At 33.8% G+C, this 17,658-nt stretch carries 17 protein-coding genes; 14 read left to right on the forward strand and 3 right to left on the reverse strand.

What is annotated here, in order from left to right; genetic code table 11:
- Positions 1-104 precede the first annotated feature (104 nt).
- On the reverse strand, positions 105-743 hold the full coding sequence (locus AC1RPK_RS06370; RefSeq protein WP_481761860.1) for a copper homeostasis protein CutC: 639 nt from the start codon (positions 741-743) through the stop codon (positions 105-107).
- 12 nt (positions 744-755) lie between these two features.
- Positions 756-1,781 carry a lactonase family protein gene (locus AC1RPK_RS06375; protein WP_481761859.1) on the reverse strand — a complete coding sequence of 342 codons (1,026 nt, stop codon included), beginning with the start codon at positions 1,779-1,781 and terminating at the stop codon, positions 756-758.
- A gap of 125 nt (positions 1,782-1,906) precedes the next feature.
- Between AC1RPK_RS06375 and AC1RPK_RS06380 the strand changes: the two genes are divergently transcribed.
- Together AC1RPK_RS06380 and AC1RPK_RS06385 are read left to right on the forward strand one after the other, a co-directional pair.
- On the forward strand, positions 1,907-2,260 hold the full coding sequence (locus AC1RPK_RS06380; protein WP_409021462.1) for a PTS glucitol/sorbitol transporter subunit IIA: 354 nt from the start codon (positions 1,907-1,909) through the stop codon (positions 2,258-2,260).
- A gap of 14 nt (positions 2,261-2,274) precedes the next feature.
- Positions 2,275-3,453: an AI-2E family transporter gene (locus tag AC1RPK_RS06385; protein ID WP_481761858.1), complete on the forward strand. Its 1,179-nt coding sequence runs from the start codon at positions 2,275-2,277 to the stop codon at positions 3,451-3,453.
- Positions 3,454-3,482: 29 nt separating this feature from the next.
- Here the strand turns inward: AC1RPK_RS06385 and guaC are convergent, their stop codons facing one another.
- On the reverse strand, positions 3,483-4,460 hold the full coding sequence (gene guaC / locus AC1RPK_RS06390) for a GMP reductase (protein WP_481761857.1): 978 nt from the start codon (positions 4,458-4,460) through the stop codon (positions 3,483-3,485).
- Between the two features lie 185 nt (positions 4,461-4,645).
- Here guaC and AC1RPK_RS06395 point away from each other — a divergent pair, with 185 nt between their 5' ends.
- The 12 genes from AC1RPK_RS06395 (at position 4,646) to rny (ending at position 17,575) form a co-directional block, all read left to right on the forward strand.
- Complete coding sequence (locus tag AC1RPK_RS06395; RefSeq protein ID WP_481761863.1) at positions 4,646-5,149, forward strand: YbaK/EbsC family protein; 504 nt, start codon at positions 4,646-4,648, stop codon at positions 5,147-5,149.
- 46 nt (positions 5,150-5,195) lie between these two features.
- Positions 5,196-6,068, forward strand: coding sequence for a methyltransferase domain-containing protein (locus AC1RPK_RS06400; RefSeq protein WP_481761856.1), 873 nt, complete (start codon positions 5,196-5,198; stop codon positions 6,066-6,068).
- A 178-nt stretch (positions 6,069-6,246) separates the two neighbouring features.
- Complete coding sequence (gene trmL, locus AC1RPK_RS06405) at positions 6,247-6,759, forward strand: tRNA (uridine(34)/cytosine(34)/5-carboxymethylaminomethyluridine(34)-2'-O)-methyltransferase TrmL (protein ID WP_409021458.1); 513 nt, start codon at positions 6,247-6,249, stop codon at positions 6,757-6,759.
- A gap of 120 nt (positions 6,760-6,879) precedes the next feature.
- On the forward strand, positions 6,880-7,185 hold the full coding sequence (locus AC1RPK_RS06410) for a DUF1033 family protein (protein WP_481761855.1): 306 nt from the start codon (positions 6,880-6,882) through the stop codon (positions 7,183-7,185).
- A 111-nt stretch (positions 7,186-7,296) separates the two neighbouring features.
- Entirely contained in the window at positions 7,297-9,573 is a 2,277-nt protein-coding gene (locus AC1RPK_RS06415; RefSeq protein ID WP_481761854.1) for an FtsK/SpoIIIE family DNA translocase, read from the forward strand.
- 116 nt (positions 9,574-9,689) lie between these two features.
- The gene (gene yfmF, locus AC1RPK_RS06420) at positions 9,690-10,943 is read left to right on the forward strand and encodes an EF-P 5-aminopentanol modification-associated protein YfmF (protein ID WP_481761853.1); all 1,254 of its coding nucleotides are present in this window, start codon (positions 9,690-9,692) and stop codon (positions 10,941-10,943) included.
- On the forward strand, positions 10,943-12,247 hold the full coding sequence (gene yfmH, locus AC1RPK_RS06425) for an EF-P 5-aminopentanol modification-associated protein YfmH (RefSeq protein WP_481761852.1): 1,305 nt from the start codon (positions 10,943-10,945) through the stop codon (positions 12,245-12,247). The genes yfmF and yfmH overlap by 1 nt, the downstream gene beginning before the upstream one ends.
- Positions 12,248-12,970 carry an elongation factor P 5-aminopentanone reductase gene (gene ymfI, locus AC1RPK_RS06430; RefSeq protein ID WP_481761851.1) on the forward strand — a complete coding sequence of 241 codons (723 nt, stop codon included), beginning with the start codon at positions 12,248-12,250 and terminating at the stop codon, positions 12,968-12,970. It begins immediately after the preceding gene.
- 88 nt (positions 12,971-13,058) lie between these two features.
- Positions 13,059-13,901: a helix-turn-helix domain-containing protein gene (locus tag AC1RPK_RS06435; RefSeq protein ID WP_481761850.1), complete on the forward strand. Its 843-nt coding sequence runs from the start codon at positions 13,059-13,061 to the stop codon at positions 13,899-13,901.
- Between the two features lie 59 nt (positions 13,902-13,960).
- Positions 13,961-14,548, forward strand: a complete 588-nt coding sequence (pgsA, locus tag AC1RPK_RS06440) for a CDP-diacylglycerol--glycerol-3-phosphate 3-phosphatidyltransferase (RefSeq protein ID WP_481761849.1) — start codon at positions 13,961-13,963, stop codon at positions 14,546-14,548.
- A gap of 63 nt (positions 14,549-14,611) precedes the next feature.
- On the forward strand, positions 14,612-15,853 hold the full coding sequence (locus AC1RPK_RS06445) for a competence/damage-inducible protein A (protein WP_481761848.1): 1,242 nt from the start codon (positions 14,612-14,614) through the stop codon (positions 15,851-15,853).
- A gap of 147 nt (positions 15,854-16,000) precedes the next feature.
- Positions 16,001-17,575, forward strand: coding sequence for a ribonuclease Y (gene rny, locus AC1RPK_RS06450; RefSeq protein WP_481761847.1), 1,575 nt, complete (start codon positions 16,001-16,003; stop codon positions 17,573-17,575).
- Positions 17,576-17,658: the final 83 nt, after the last annotated feature.

Here is a 17,658-nt window from a genome sequence, read left to right on the forward strand (position 1 = left end):
AATACTGGGATAAAGCCATTTAGAAACATATTAAATTTTATATTATTTCATCCGTCAACTTGACAGGGCCTAGTACATGAAGTTGTTGGAACCTTTTTAGATGATTATTTTAAAATTATTTTTGTACCATGAAGCTCTTTAACGTTTAATTTAGCAGCAATAGTATCAACATTATCAAGTGTAATACCGCCACCTGGAACAATTTTAATGAGACCGTTTGACCAGTCAATAATTTCTTTGAGGTGGGGTAACGTTTCCTCGATAGGCTTATCAAGTGATCCGCCATGCGTTAAAACACGATCGATATCATGCTCTGCTAACCAAGATAGCGCATCAAGTTGTGCATTATTAGGAATTTCATCAAAAGCCATATGGAAAGTGATTTGCATGCCACCACTTGCTGCAATTAAAAACTCCATCGCCTCTATGTCTAAGTTATTATTCGTATCTAAAGCGCCAAATACGACGCCATCTACACCAAGTTGTTGAGCCTGAAATAAATCAGCCTCCATAATTTTTAATTCGGTATCGTTATAAACGAAATTTCCGCCACGGGGACGAATCATTGCCATTACAGGGACTTCATTGTCCTGTGCATAACGCATTGTTTCAGACATAACACCTTTACTGACAGTTGTACCACCGACAGCAAGATTATCGCAAAGTTCAAAACGATTAGCACCAGCGGCAAATTGTTTTGGGATATCAGTAAAATTTTCAACTGCAACTTCTTTAATTAACAAATTTAATTTCTCCTAATTTTCAAAATAAACGCAAACGGATTCTGGAACGGCAATATCTTTTTGAAGTAAAGTTAATTTACCAGAGGTTGAATCACGTTCGAATAAGGTAGCATTATCAGTGTTTTGGTTAGCAACAACCAAAAATTGTTCTGTTTTATTTAAACTGAAATCACGAGGAAAGTCACCTTCAGTTGAAATAAGTTGAATAAGTGTCATTGTGCCATCAACAGCAAGTGAATAACAAGCAATTGAGTTGTTTCCGCGATTAGAGACATACAAAAAGCGGCTATCTTTAGAAATGCGAATAGCAGCAATTCCGTTATGAGCATTCCAATCAGATGGAATTGATGAAAGTGTTTGAATCTCTTTAAATGAACCATCCGTTTGATTGTAGCTAAGTAACGAAACTTCACTTGAGAGCTCTCCAGCTAAGTATGCTAATTTTCCATTTTTATGGAAAACAATATGACGAGAACCGAACCCAGGCTCTGAACGATACTCAGCAATTTGTTTAATAGCACCATTATCTGACACATCAAAAGTTAACACTTGATCAGTTCCAAGGTCACAAACAACTAACCTATTGTCTGGTGTTAAATCAGTGAAATGAATATGAGAGCTTGTTTGTTCTGGTTTTGGACCATGACCTTCATTTGTAACTTCATTAATAAGAGCTAATGAGCCATCAGTTTGAATTTTTGAAATGGAAATAAGACCCTTATGGTAGTTTGAGCTGTAGACTAATTGACGGTTATTATCAACAGCAACGTAAGCAGGCGGAGCGCCTTCAGCTGAAACGTCATTTAAAAATTGGGGATTTTCTGATGCAAGGGTAAAGGCTGATATACCACCTAAATCTGACCTCTTTGAAACGGTATATAAGACACCTTTGTCCGATTTCGTGAGATAAGTTGGATTTTCAACCTTTATATAGGGTGTAGCGTTAGAAACTTTTTTTTCAATTGTATCAAGTTGAGCTCGTTGGATACCAGTACTTGTCTTTTTTGTATATGTACCAAACAAAATAGTCTCTTTCATAGTTACAAATACCTCCTCATGATATTGTCAATATTATATCATATATTTTTGTAAACGTTATTATTTATACTGGGGACTATGCTATAATTATAGGTAACTATAAAGGATAAGGGAGACGATAAAGTATGATTACAGCAAGAATTGAAGAAATTGGAAAAGATGCCATCTCAAAAAAGGAACCTATTGTTATCCTTTTCAATCAGAGTGCAACGGATGATTTAAGACAAGTTTCTGTCATTCAATCATTTGAAGATGATAAAAAAATTATTTCGCCAAAAACAGGTGATGAAATGATTATTAATGAACAAACTTATAAAATTGATTTCGCTGGAGAGTTAGTTTCAAGTAATTTTGAGTCGGTTGGGCATGCTACCTTGTTCTTTATGGAAGTTCCAGAACATCCACAACCAAATGGTATTTATTTAACACCGCATGTATTGCCAACTTTTAAAGTCGGTAATACAATCACGTATAAGTAAAGGAGTAGATTAAAATGCTCCCAAATGAAAAATCGACTTCACAACGATCATGGTTTTGGAAATGGGTTGTTAATAATAAAACAGTTAGCATTTTATCAATTGTTTTGTTAAGTTTGCTAATTATTTTTATGTTAGCACAAGTGGGCTGGTTTTTCGCACCAATTGGAGAGTTATTAAGCATTATTGGCTTCCCAATTGTTTTAGCTGGCGTGCTGTATTATTTAATATCCCCATTGATAGATTTTTGTGAAACGCGCTTTAAATTGAATCGAAGTTTGGTTATTACAGTTGTATTTATAGTAATTTCTGGGTTTTTAGTATGGGGGATTGTCGTTTTGATTCCTGCTGTACAAACACAAACAATTAGTATTATTAAAAATTGGCCGACGTATTGGTCAAATATCACACATCAAACGAATGATTTTATGTCGTCATCTTTATTTGATACTATTAAAACTTCAATTGAAAAAATAAATACAGATATCGTAGGAACAGTATCCAAAAAAGCGAGCTCAGTTATTGGATCAACAGTTGATTCTTTAGGTAGCGTTGTTGGTACTGTAACGACATTTATCATTGGATTAGTAACAGCACCCTTTATCTTATTTTATTTATTAAAAGATGGGCACGATTTACCTGAGTATTTATCAAATTTTTTCCCAGTAAGATATCGCAAATCAATCATTGAATTATTAGATGAAATTAATTTACAAGTCAGTCAATATATCCGAGGTCAGTTAACGGTAGCATTCTTTGTGGCCATATTATTTGTTATTGGTTTTTCAGTAGTTGGTCTTAAGTTTGCTTTAACGTTAGGGATTTTGGCAGGTTTTTTGAATTTAATTCCTTATTTAGGCTCTTTTCTAGCGATGATTCCTGCACTAGTAATTGCTGCTTTCGTGTCACCAATTATGTTGATAAAGGTTATTGTTGTTTTTATTGTTGAACAAACAATTGAAGCAAGATTGATTTCTCCATTGATTCTTGGAAGTAGTTTAGCAATCCATCCCGTTACAATTTTAATTGTTTTATTAGGTTCGGGACGGGTTTTTGGATTAATAGGTGTTATTTTTGGAATCCCAGGATATGCAATTCTAAAAGTTATTGTAACGCGGATTTTTGTATGGTATAAAAAGGATTCTGGTTTGTATGACGAATCAGAGAAAACGAATAAAGATAATCAAAAAAGTTAGACAAATTTTATTTTGTCTAACTTTTTTGATTAAAGCGTATCACCGTTAAAAATTGAATTTTTAACAATTACATAATCGACTTTTTCAAGTGCAGAGAGAGAATTACCACCAGCATAAGAAATTGAAGATTGTAAATCTTGTTGCATTTCAAGTAAAGTTTCATGAATGTCACCTTTAAAAGGAACGAGCATTTTTTTACCTTCAACATTAGTGTGGCTACCTTTTTGATATTCAGAGGCAGAGCCAAAATAACTTTTAAATAGATTACCATCTTTTTCAATTAAATCACCAGGACTTTGTTTGTGACCAGCAAAGAGTGAACCAATCATACACATTGAGGCCCCAAATCTGACTGACTTAGCAATATCACCATGAGTTCTTATACCACCATCAGTGATAATTGGTTTACTTGCTGCTTTAGAACATAATCTAAGAGCGGCTAATTGCCACCCGCCGGTACCGAATCCAGTTTTAATTTTAGTGATGCAAACTTTTCCGGGTCCAATACCAACCTTAGTTGCATCTGCACCAGCATTTTCTAGTTCTCTAACGCCTTCAGGTGTGCCAACATTTCCAGCAATTAGAAATGACTCTGGTAACCATTTTTTAATATGATGAATTAAATCAATGACACTTTGTGCGTGGCCATGCGCCACATCAATTGTTATATATTCTGGAATTAAATCAGCATCGGCAAGCTCTTCAATTAATGCCCATTCATGTGGTTTAACGCCAACACTAATAGAAGCAAACAAACCTTTTGCATGCATTTTTTTGACGAAAGGTAAGCGACTCTCTTCATCGAAACGGTGCATGACATAGAAATAGTCATTTGATGCAAGCCATTCTGCTAACGGTTCATCGATAATTGTCTGCATATTCGCAGGTACAACGGGTAGTTTAAAACGGCGAGGGCCAAATTGAATAGATGTATCGACTTCGGAACGGCTATTTACAATACATTTGTTAGGGACGAGCTGAATATCTTCATAATCAAAAACTGGCATAATATTTCCCCATTTCTTTTAAACACGAACTATTTTTAGTATTTATTAAATTATTATCAGTAACCAACTGATAATTTACGCTATTTAGCGAATTTAGTCAACATATTTTTGAAATAAATCGAAAATTAAATAAGAATACGTGAAGAGATAGACGTCGTGCTATAATTATTTTGGGAGTGATTATTATCGCAAAAAAAGAAAAAGTAAAAAAAACAAATGACGAACGCATTTTAGATCAAAATCATATTGAATTTGAGAGCTATACTTTTGATTTTTTAGGTGGTCGACAAATGGATTCAAGCAAAGAAGCTAAAGAACTAGGAACGGATGAAAGAAGTATTTTAAAAACAATTGTTTTACAGGGAAGTAACGGTGATAGAGATTACGTAGTTGTTTGCCTTCCTATTACTTTTGAAATTGATTTAAAATTAGTAGCACGTGAATTAAATGAAAAACAATTGCATTTAGCAGATAATAAAAATTTAATCAATATTACTGGTTACGTTCATGGCGCAAATACACCAATTGGAATTAATGTTCGAAAAGGATTTCCCATTTATTTTGATGAACGAATTCAAGAGTTCGATAAAATTTGGGTTTCAGCTGGTAAAGTTGGTCGTTCTGTTGGCGTAAAACGTGAAGAACTTGTTGAATTGGTTAAAGGTCATTACATTAACATTGAAAAATAAATAGCTATTGAATGTAAAATAAACGATAAAAAGGAATAAGTGTAAATTGAAAAAAATTGAGAAAAGTGCCGTATTTTTAAAAAATAAAATCGATTTATTTAGATGTCCTGTCTGCTTAAACCCCTACAGTAAAGTTGAAGGCCAGACGATGTTTTGCCCTGAAAATCATCAAATAGATTTATCAAAAAAAGGAACTCTTTTTTTCTTGAATCATGGGGTTAAAAGTGATTATGAATTGGATATGTGGTTAGCAAGGAGACAGTTATTACAAGCAGGCTTGTTTAAACCGATTACGGATAAAATTCTTGAGCAGCTTTCTGATGAAGAAGAAACAATTATGGATGTAGGTTGTGGAGAGGGAACACCACTTCATGATATAGAAGTAACACGCCAAAATGCTAAAGACACTTACGTTGGATTTGATATTTCAAAAGATGCAATCAATTATGCGACACAACAAGAGACAGATGCTTTTTATTGTATTGCTGATTTGGCTAAACTACCATTTAATAATAAGTCATTTTCAACAATTATTGATATTTTTTCGCCTTCTGCTTATACAGAATTTGATCGAGTATTAAAGGATGGCGGGCAGTTATTAAAAATCATTCCAAATTCAAATTACTTAGTTGAATTACGCGAACTTCTATATAACGAAGAGAGTCATAATAGGAGTTATAGTAATGAAAAGGTTTTAAATCTGTTTAAAGAAAATTATCCTGACTCTGAACAAATTACAATTAGTTATCAATTCGATATTCCAGAAGGCTTGTTTCCTGCCTTACTCGAAATGACTCCTTTACATTGGGGAGCTACAACAGATAATCAGGCTAAAGCTAAAAAACAACCTTTAACCAAAATTACGGTTGACGTTACACTATTAAAATATCGTAAAAATAAGTTAGAATCAGTGTTGTAACGAATAAATTGCTGTGGTATTATGAGTATACGAATTCGGTTGTTTAGAGACTGTCGACGATGTTGTCAGCTTCTGGAAATTGATCTTCATTAACGTATCTTTTCGCCGTGCCCACACCGAAATGATGCGTTTTTTTGTTGCCTAAAATAATAACGATTTTTTGAAAGGATGTTAATTTTTGACGAATCATATTGCATTATTTGAACCACTTATGCCTGCTAATACAGGTAATATTGCTAGAACTTGTGCTGGAACGGATACTGAACTACATTTAATTGAGCCCTTAGGATTTTCAACAGACGATAAATATTTAAAACGTGCTGGACTAGACTATTGGGATAAAGTAAAAATTACGTATCATAAAAATTTACAAGATTTTTTAGCATCTATTCCAGATCAGAAACAACTTTTTTTGGTTTCAAAATTTGCACCGCAAACTTATTCACAAGTAGATTATTCTGATGTGAATAAGGACTATTACTTCTTGTTTGGTAAAGAGACAACAGGTCTTCCTGAAAACTTTATGCGCCAAAATGAAGAGAAAGCAATCCGAATTCCACAAGATGATACGCACATTCGTGCCTTAAACTTATCTAATTCAGCTGCTATTGTAATTTATGAAACACTTAGACAACAAGACTTTTTAAATCTAGATAAAACACACACGTATGAAAATGATAAGCTAAAATAAGTAGCTTGAGCATTTTATAGACTAGAAATTCATAAATGGGTTATACTTGCTTCGGGTTAAGAAATAAACCGGTATTTATGATGAACAGTCATTTTATAAAATGGAAGGGTGTGAGCTAACTTGTTTCAAGTAATAACAATGTTTGGATTTGATGAACCATGGTGGTTTTTTGATGATTGGAAAAGTCATATTCAAAAAACAGTTGATTTTGATTCAATGGATGAAGCGATGGCTTTTTTTGAGGAACAATCTAGCGCATTTACCACTGAATTTAGCCATCAAAAAAGTAAACGTCAATTTTTGACAGCATTTTGGAATGAGGAACAAATGGATTATTGTTCAGATTGTGGTGATGATTTACAGTTATATCAAGGGTTACTGTTAGTTAAAGATGGCAAAGAAATTACAGCCAAAAAAGAGAGTTAATAACATAATTGTTATTAACTCTCTTTTTGTGGAAATGACTAGACAATGACACGGAAGGTAATTAAGATATGGTATAATTGAGTATCTATTTTAACAGAAGGAGGAACTGTTTTGGCTCAAAAAAAGAAAAGAAAAAAAAGAACAACAAAAAAAACAGTTCAATACAAATTTTCTAAAAATATAATTGGTGTTATATTTTTATTGTTTGGAATATTTGGTGTGCTAGCACTGGGATATTTGGGTGCTTTATTTGCTAACGTTTTCCGTTTGTTTGTTGGTAATACATATCAATTCGCATTATTAATTCTCGGTGTATATGGAAGTTACTTAATGATTATGGGAAAAGAGCCCAAAGTTAAGAAAAGAATTAATTGGGGATCCGTTATTTTATATGTTGGTGTTTTAGTCTTTCTTGAAGCCTGGTTTGTTGGGCACTCATCGGTGCATAGCCAATTTATTCAATATACATGGCAGACACTTGTTTCCGATTTTCGACAATCTGCAGTTAGTTCAACAGTTGGCGGTGGAATGATAGGGGCAAGCTTATACCAATTATCGTACTTCTTAATTTCACAAGCAGGCACCTATATTGTTAGTGTACTTTTCATCTTAGCCGGATTATTTATTTTTTTTGATCTCTCTTTTTCAGAAGTTATGTATACTGTTCAACGCTATCTAAACGTAATTATTGCTTGGACAAGAGAAGGTTTTCGCCGAATGAAAGTAGCAATAGATAGTTTTAAAGAAGAAAGAAAAGAAAATAAAGCAGAACAAGATGAAGAAGAATTAAAACCTGTAATTGACCATAGAACTGAAGAAAAGGAAATAAAAACTGAACGAGAAGTGACCGTTGATGAACCACCTATCATTACGCAACAAGAACCAGATTCAGAATTAGATTCAGAAGATGATCCTAAGATAATATCAAGTACAGTGGCTGATGATAATGAAGATTACCAATTACCACCAGTTACATTACTTACAAAAATTCCAAAAGAAGACCAAAGTGGCGAATATAAAACAATTGAAAAAAACACAAAAATATTGAAGCAAACATTTGAAAGCTTTGGTGTTGATGTTGAAATTAAAAGTGTGAGTTTAGGACCATCTGTTACTGAATATGAATTACATCCGGCAATTGGTGTTAAAGTTAGTAAAATTGTTAACCTTGCGGATGACTTAGCCTTAGCACTTGCTGCCAAAGATATTCGAATTGAAGCACCAATTCCTGGAAAATCACTTATTGGGATTGAAGTACCAAATTCTAAAGTATCAATGGTTTCATTCAGGGATGTGATTGAATCTCAACAAAAGAATCCAACACCAGATAAAGTTCTCGAAGTTCCTTTAGGTCGCGATGTTTCAGGCCAATTGGTAACAGCAGATTTAACAACGATGCCGCATTTATTGATTGCTGGCTCAACTGGTAGTGGTAAGTCAGTTGCAATTAATGGCATTATCACAAGTTTATTGATGAATACGAAACCAAATCAGGTTAAGTTTATGTTGATTGATCCTAAAAAAGTAGAGTTAGGTGTCTATAATGGTATTCCACATCTATTAACGCCGGTTGTTACAAATCCTAAAAAAGCATCACGAGCTTTACATAAGGTTGTTTCTGAAATGGAGCGACGCTACGAATTGTTTGCAGATGCTAGTCAACGTAATATTTCTGGATATAATCAAATGATTATGCAAGAAAACGCAGATGACGGACAAAAAAGAGCAACGTTACCTTATATTGTTGTCATTGTTGATGAATTGGCAGATTTAATGATGGTAGCCTCGAATGAGGTTGAAGATGCGATTATTCGTTTAGCACAAATGGCTCGAGCAGCTGGAATCCATATGATTTTGGCAACGCAACGTCCATCTGTTGATGTTATCACAGGATTGATTAAAGCTAACGTACCATCACGTATGGCTTTCGCTGTTTCCAGTGGGATTGACTCGAGAACAATTATTGATAGTAATGGTGCTGAAAAGCTTTTAGGTCGTGGGGATATGTTATTCCTACCAATGGGGCTAAATAAACCCATTCGTGTACAAGATGCTTACATTTCAGATAAAGATGTTGAAAGTGTTATTTCGTTTATTAAAAATCAGCAAGAACCACAATACGATGAAACGATGATTGTGACTGATGAAGAAACAGCTAACTCAGGATCAGCGTCTGATTCAGAAGACGAATTATTTGGGGACGCTGTTAAATTAGTGACTCATGAACAATCTTGCAGTGTATCCATGTTACAGAGACGTTTTAGGATTGGCTACAATCGAGCTGCTAGAATTGTTGATGAAATGGAAGCAAAAGGAATCGTTGGACCGCCAGAGGGAAGTAAGCCGCGCAAAGTGTTGATAAATGAAGAAACTGATGGTCCTAATTAGGGCTTTCAGTTTTTTTGTTTAGCCTAAACAGATTACGAAACAATTAAATTTGTGTTTCACTAGTCTTTCAATTATCATGGTAAAAGAACATCCGATTTAAAAGGAGGCACATTTTCGTGCGTAAACAATTAGAAACAGGTGTCAACTTAACTGTTATTGAAAATAGTCAATTTAAAACGAATAGAATCGTTATTAATTTTATAGCACCTTTAACCGGAAAAGAATCTGCAGAACGTATGCTATTAGCTAACTTATTAGAAATTAGTAGTGCAGAATATCCATCTCAACAAAAATTAGCCGAAAAATTATCAGAACTTTATGGTGCAAGTTTTGGTATCACTGTTAGTAAAAAAGGAAACTTTCACTTAATAAGTTTAATTTTAAACGGTGTAAACGATAAATTCTTAGAACATAAAACAGAAAGTTTAAAAAAAATATTTGCTTTTATCAAAGAAATTATTTTCAATCCGAATGTGACTGATGGCCATTTTGACGAAGAAACATTTAAACGCCAAAAGGAAAATTTGATGATGTCTATCAGAAGTATTAGTGATGATAAACAATCGTACGCAGGATTAGAATTACAGAAACTTTACTTTCAAAACGATCAAGCTATTCCTAGCTATGGGACTGTAGAAGATATTGAAAAGATAACTGCAACTAGCTTATTTGATTACTACAAACAAATGCTTACAACTAATCGAGTAGACATTTTCGTCCTTGGTGAATTAGATGAATCAGAAACTGAAACTATTGTTAAAACGTTGCCTTTTAAACCTCGAGATTTTAAAATGATACCTATATTCTATGATCAAGCTATTAAAGAAGTTGTGACTAAAACAGAAACGCAAGCAGTGACTCAGGGTAAATTAAATCTGGCATATCAGTTACCAGTTTATTACAGAGAAAATGGGTACTATGCGGGTCTTATTTTCAATGGCGTTTTTGGCGGTTCACCACTAGCTAAGTTATTTGTAAATGTTCGTGAGAAAGCTAGTTTGGCTTATTATGCAAGTAGCTCGTTAGATACATTTAGAGGTATTTTAACTGTACAAACAGGCATTGAACCACAAAATAAAGATAAAGTTATCGAAATTGTTCAACAACAATTAGATGATATTATCGCAGGTGACATTAGTGATGAACTATTAAATAAAACAAAAATGACAATGATTAACCAATATCAAAGTAGTCTTGACTCACAAATGGCGTTAATTAATCAATCGATGATTGATCAATTAACAAGCACAGAAGTTAGTGCAACAGAGTGGATAGACGGCATTAATAGCGTGGATAAAGCTGCCGTTCAAGCTATCGCTCGTAATGTTAAATTACAAGCAATCTTCTTTTTGAATGGGGAAATTAATTAATGAAAACATTAGAATACCCGCAGTTTGACGAAATATTATATACAGAAACTTTGGAAAATGGCTTGAAAGTAAATATATTACCTCGTAAAGGTTTTCATAAAACTTATGGTATATTCACAACAAATTATGGCTCAGTTGATAGTGTATTTGTACCAATTGGTGAAGAAGATGTTGTTCATGTACCGGATGGTATCGCCCATTTTTTAGAACATAAAATGTTTGAAAAAGCAGATCATGATGCGTTTGATTTATTTGGAGAATATGGTGCTAGTGCAAATGCTTTCACAAGCTTTACACGAACGAGCTACTTATTTTCAAGCTCTAATCATGTTCCTGAAAACATTGAAACATTACTAGATTTTGTGCAAGATCCGTATTTTACACCTGAAACAGTTGAAAAAGAAAAGGGAATTATTGGACAGGAAATTCAAATGTATGACGACGATCCTAATTGGCGTTTATACTTTGGTATTTTAGGTAACCTTTACCCAAATCACCCGGTTAGCAGTGATATCGCTGGAACAATTGAATCAATCGATAAAATTACGGCAGATGATTTATATAAGTGCTATGAAACATTTTATCATCCAAGTAATATGAATTTATTTATTGTAGGAAATGTTGATCCAGAAGAAACTTTAGATTTAATTAAAAATAATCAAAATCATAAAAAGTTTCCAGAAGCAGCAGAAACAATTAAACGATTAATTCCAGAAACTCAAGTAGACGGTTCAGACATCATGCCATATCGTGCAACTGAGATGGCCATTCAACGTGCTAAAACAATTGTTGGTATAAAAGGATTAGATAATGTTCCAGAAGGCCGTAACGGCTTGAAATACAAAGAGACAATCCATATGCTTCTTTATCTTTTGTTTGGTGACACGGCCCCTCAATATATGAAATTATATGATGAAGGGACGTTAGATGATTCCTTTGGCTATGAATTTGAAATTGAACGTGGCTTCCATTTTGCAAGTATTAGTGGTGATACTGATGACCCTCAAAAGTTATCGGATGCCATTATTCATATTTTAGAGAATGCGTCAGAGTACCTTTCAGGGGCTGAGGCCCAGTTTGAATTGGCTAAACGTGAAATGTTAGGTCAATCCATTCAATCGATGAACTCACTTGAGAGCATTGCAAATCAGTATGATGGTGATTTGTTTGATGATGCCACTGTTTTTGATAGGGCACCAATTATTGAAAATATGACATTAGATCAAGTTCGCCAAGGAGCTAAAGATTTTATTCGTTCTGAAGCAATTAGTGTCTACCAAATTATGGCTAAAGAGGATGATTAAATGAGTTGGGCAGTTATCTTTGGAGCGTCTGGTGATATTGGTCAAATGATTGCAAGACAATTGGCAGATATTGGTTGGTCGCTAACAATGCATTATTATCAAAATGATGAAGCAATTATGGGATTAACACAAGAGTTGAGGGGAAAATATCCAAAACAAGATTTTTTGCCGTTACAATTTGATATGACAGCGACTAATGTTGATCCAGTGATATCCCAACTATTTGCCGTAGATGCTGTAATATTTGCTGAAGGAACAACTTCTTACCATTTATTCAATGAAGCCCCAATGTCTGATTTAGATAAAATGATGAAGATGCAAGTTCAAACACCATTGGCATTAATTCAGAAATTGGAACCAAAGTTAGCCCAAAATCATTTTGGCCGAATTATATTTATTGGGTCAATTTATGGAGGCGTTGGTAGCCCAATGGAAGTACTGTACAGTACTGTAAAAGGTGCGTTATCGTCCTTTGCCAATGCTTATAGTAAAGAAGTTGCCTCGTTAGGTATTACGGTTAACGTGGTGGCACCAGGCGCAGTTGATACAAAAATGAATCAACAATTTTCGAAAGATGCAAAGAAAGATATCTCAAGTGAAATTCCAATGGGACGTTTCGCACATCCCGAAGAAATTGGATTTTGGGTAAAACAATTATTAGCCAAAGAGGCAGGGTACCTCACCGGTCAAACGATTTATGTTTCAGGCGGATGGTTGAAATAAAATAATAAAATTTTAACAAATTGGACATGACGATTATGTTATACTGATTGTTAGAAGATTAACTATTAAACTAAGTGGAGAATTAGACATGAGTGAAATTGGAAAAACATTACAAGAAGCGAGAATAAATAAAGGATATACGTTAGATGATTTACAACAAATGACGAAAATTCAAAAACGTTATTTGATTGCAATTGAAGATGAAAAATTTTCTGATTTACCAGGAGATTTTTACGTTCGAGCATTTGTTAAACAATATGCAGAGACGGTTGATTTGGATGGGGATAAATTATTAAAAGAATTCAATGAAACACTTCCAGATACACAAGAAACAGTCGTTGCAAAGGAACAAGTATCACGTTCTGAAAAGTCTGCTAAACTACCAAAAGACGGTAATTTTGATAAGTTTATGTCGTACTTGCCAACAATTATTATTGTTGTGATTGTCTTAGGGATTTTGGGTACAATTTATGGTGTGACATTGAATAGTAAAGATACAGATACTCAAATTGAAAGTTCAAGTTCTAAAGTATCTGTTTCAACTGACTCAAAAACTAAAACTTCTAGTTCTGAATCAGTAAAGGCTAGTTCTTCATCTGATAAGAAAACGCAAAAATTAACATATGTTTCAGATGCGGGAACAAACACTGTTTACACAATGGAAAATGCACCAACAACTTCTAAAGTTAAATTAGTAGCTTCTGGTAGTGCTGCTTGGAGCTCAATTACGGCTGATGGCACACAACTATGGCAAGCAACACTTGTCTCAGATGCAACGGATACTGTTACAATCCCAGCCGGTACAAAGTCATTTGTCTTTAGCTTTGGTAATGCACCAGCTATGAGTATCACGATTAACGGTAAAAAATTTAATTTTATGAAAACAAATGCAACTCTACAAGTTAGAACAGTTACTGTAAATATTAAATAAGCCAGAATTGTCAACAACGGATACTATGTTGTTGGCAATTTTTGAAAAAGGGGATCATTATGAATTTACCAAATAAATTAACGGTTGTGCGGATTATTTTAATTCCAATCTTCATGCTTGTATTGTTATTACCAATTGATTGGGGAATGGTTACTTGGGTTGGTACACAGATTCAGGTGACACATCTAATTGGTGCAATTATTTTTGCAGCTGCCTCATTAACAGATTTTTTAGATGGTCAAATTGCACGTCGCCAACATTTAGTTTCTAATTTTGGCAAATTTGCAGACCCATTGGCAGATAAAATGCTTGTAATGACTGCATTTGTTATCCTTGTTTCATTTAACCAAGTACCTGCATGGGTAGCTGCAATTATTGTTTGTCGCGAACTTGCGGTAACAGGATTACGATTGATTATTGTTGAAAATGATGGGGAAGTTATGGCTGCAGCTATGCCAGGCAAAATTAAGACAACAACCCAAATGATAGCTATTATTTTATTGTTTTTAAATAATGTGTTATTTGCAGCAATTAATGTACCTATGGCTGCCATTTTTCTTTATATTTGTTTATTCTTTACTGTTTATTCAGGTATTGATTACTTTGTTCAAAATAGAGCTATTTTCTCAGATTCATTTGAAAAATAAAAATATTTAGACTAAAACATTTAACCGTTTTAGTCTTTTTTAATTAAATTAGGAGGCAACATCATGCATGCAGAAATAATTGCGGTTGGTACAGAAATATTATTAGGACAAATTGTAAATACGAACAGTGCTTTCTTAGCTGAAAAATTAGCTGATTTAGGTGTAAATGTATTTTATCAGACAGTTGTAGGGGATAATGAAGAACGAATGTTAGAGGCAATTGAACTGGCTTCAAAACGAAATGATTTGGTTATCCTTTCTGGTGGCTTAGGACCAACAGAAGACGATTTAACGAAGCAGATGGTCGCCAAATTTTTAAATGAGAAGTTAGTTGAAAATAAGGACGCCATGTTAAAAATAGAAGATCATTTTACACAAACGGGTCGTCAAATGACTGAAAACAACAAATTACAAGCTTTGTATATAGAAGGATCAAAACCAATTAAAAATCATGCTGGAATGGCTGTTGGTGATTTTTACAAAGGTGATTCGTGTGATTTCTTATTATTACCTGGACCACCTAAGGAATTGAAAACAATGTTTAATAAGGAAGTTGAACAGCTATTAAAAGAAGAATATAACTTAAATAGTCATCTTGAATCAAAAGTTTTACGTTTTTATGGCATTGGTGAATCTAAATTGGTGACTGAATTAAAAGAGATAATTGATTCACAAACTAATCCTACTATTGCACCATACGCCAAGACAAATGAGGTCACTTTGCGAATTACGGCAAGTCCTACAGACAAAAAATCAGCTGTAGAATTAATTAACGAAATGGAGATTTATGTACTTTCCAAAGTTGGTGATTATTTCTATGGCTATGGGGATGACAATTCGTTACAAAATATTGTTGTAACTAAATTAATTGAAAAAAACTTATCTATTTCTGCAGCCGAAAGTTTAACAGCTGGATTATTTCAAAGTACATTAGCAGAAATACCAGGTGTCTCAAAAATTTATGATGGTGGATTTATAACATATGCTAATACAGCCAAATCTGATATTTTAGGTATTTCGACTGAAGATATTAAAAAATATGGTGTTGTTAGTGAAGAAACCGCTAAACAAATGGCCCAACAAACACAAAATAAAATGAAAACAAATATTGCTATTTCATTTACTGGTGTTGCAGGTCCAGATGAGCTTGAAAATCAGAAAGCTGGAACGGTTTGGATTGGATTAGCAATTAAAAATAGTCCCGTTATTGCAAAACAATTTCATTTTGCTGGAAATAGAGAAACAATTAGACAAAGAAGTGTTCTAAGTGGACTTAAATGGATATTTGATGAAATTAATGAGTAAATAATTAAATTTGGCAATGGATTGTTGTTGACAGCGGGGGGCAATTAACCGTAAAATACTAAAGTGTATATGAACAAAATAAAAAACATCTAAAAATTTATGATTAGTTAAATTAATCATTATTTGATGATGCGGAGGTGGACTTTTATGGGATCTATAACAACCGTATTAATCCTCGCTATCATCGCTATTATTGCTTTAGTTGTTGGAATTTTTATTGGAATTGCATATAGAAAGTCAAATTTCGAAAAAACACTTGATGTCGCAACGCATACGGCTGAAGGTATTTTAAAAAGTGCAAAGAAAGATGCTGAGACTCAGAAAAAAGAGGCTGTTTTAGAGGCTAAAGAAGAAAGTCAAAGTTATCGTGATAAAATAGACAATGAGTTAAAGGAACGACGTTCAGAAATTCAAAAGCAAGAAAATCGAGTAATTCAACGTGAAGAAACTTTAGATCGTAAAGATGGCGCACTAGATAAACGAGAACAAACGCTTGAGAACAAAGAGAAAAAAGTAACGTCTGACCAAAAACTTGTTGACACAAAACAACAAGAAGCTACTTCACTGATTCAGGAACAACAAGAAGAACTTGAAAGAGTTGCTTCTCTAACACAAACACAAGCACAGACTATTATTATGGACGATACGAAAGAATCATTAAGTCATGAACGAGCTGTTATGATTAAGGAAAGTGATAAGCAAGCTAAATCAGAAGCTGATCGTAATGCTAAAGATTTAGTTGCTCAAGCTATTCAAAGAAGTGCAGCTGACATGGTATCTGAAACAACTGTTTCATTAGTTACCTTGCCAAATGATGAAATGAAAGGCCGTATTATTGGCCGCGAAGGACGTAACATTCGAACATTAGAGACCTTAACAGGGATTGATTTAATTATCGATGATACGCCAGAAGCAGTCGTTTTAAGTGGGTTTGATCCAATTCGTCGTGAAATTGCCAAAATGACTCTTGAAAAATTAATTCAAGATGGTCGGATTCATCCGGCACGAATCGAAGAAATGGTTGAAAAATCACGTAAAGAAATGGATGAAAAAATTCGTGAATTAGGTGAACAAACAACCTTTGATCTCGGACTTCATACAATTCATCCTGATTTAATTAAAACAATTGGTCGATTAAATTATCGTACAAGTTATGGTCAGAATGTGTTAAGCCATTCTATTGAAGTTGCCAAAATAGCAGGTGTGTTAGCCGCTGAATTGGGTGAAGATGTTACATTAGCAAAACGCGCAGGATTGTTACATGATATTGGTAAAGCAGTTGATCATGAAGTTGATGGTTCACATGTGGAAATTGGCCTTGAATTAGCTAAGAAGTATAAAGAAAATGATGTTGTCATCAACACTATAGCTTCACATCATGGTGATGTTGAAGCTAAATATACTATTGCTATTCTTGTTGCAGCGGCAGATGCTGTTTCAGCTGCAAGACCAGGCGCACGAAGTGAATCGTTAGAAAATTATATTCATAGACTTGAAAAACTTGAAGATATTACACATGAATTTAAAGGTGTACAGAAAAGTTATGCAATTCAAGCTGGTCGTGAAGTACGTGTTATTGTCACGCCAAATGAAGTTAATGATATTCAAGCAACTGTCTTAGCTCGAGATATTAAAAACAGAATTGAAGATGAACTCGAATACCCAGGACATATTAAAGTGACTGTCGTTCGAGAAACAAGAGCAATTGAGTATGCTAAATAAAAAAATGATGATTTAAGATTAATTTCTTAAATCATCATTTTTTGTCTATTAAAAAGAAAAAATGTTAAACTAGTTTTATATAT

This window comes from Dellaglioa sp. CoH-55-MRSF-6, from assembly GCF_056782215.1.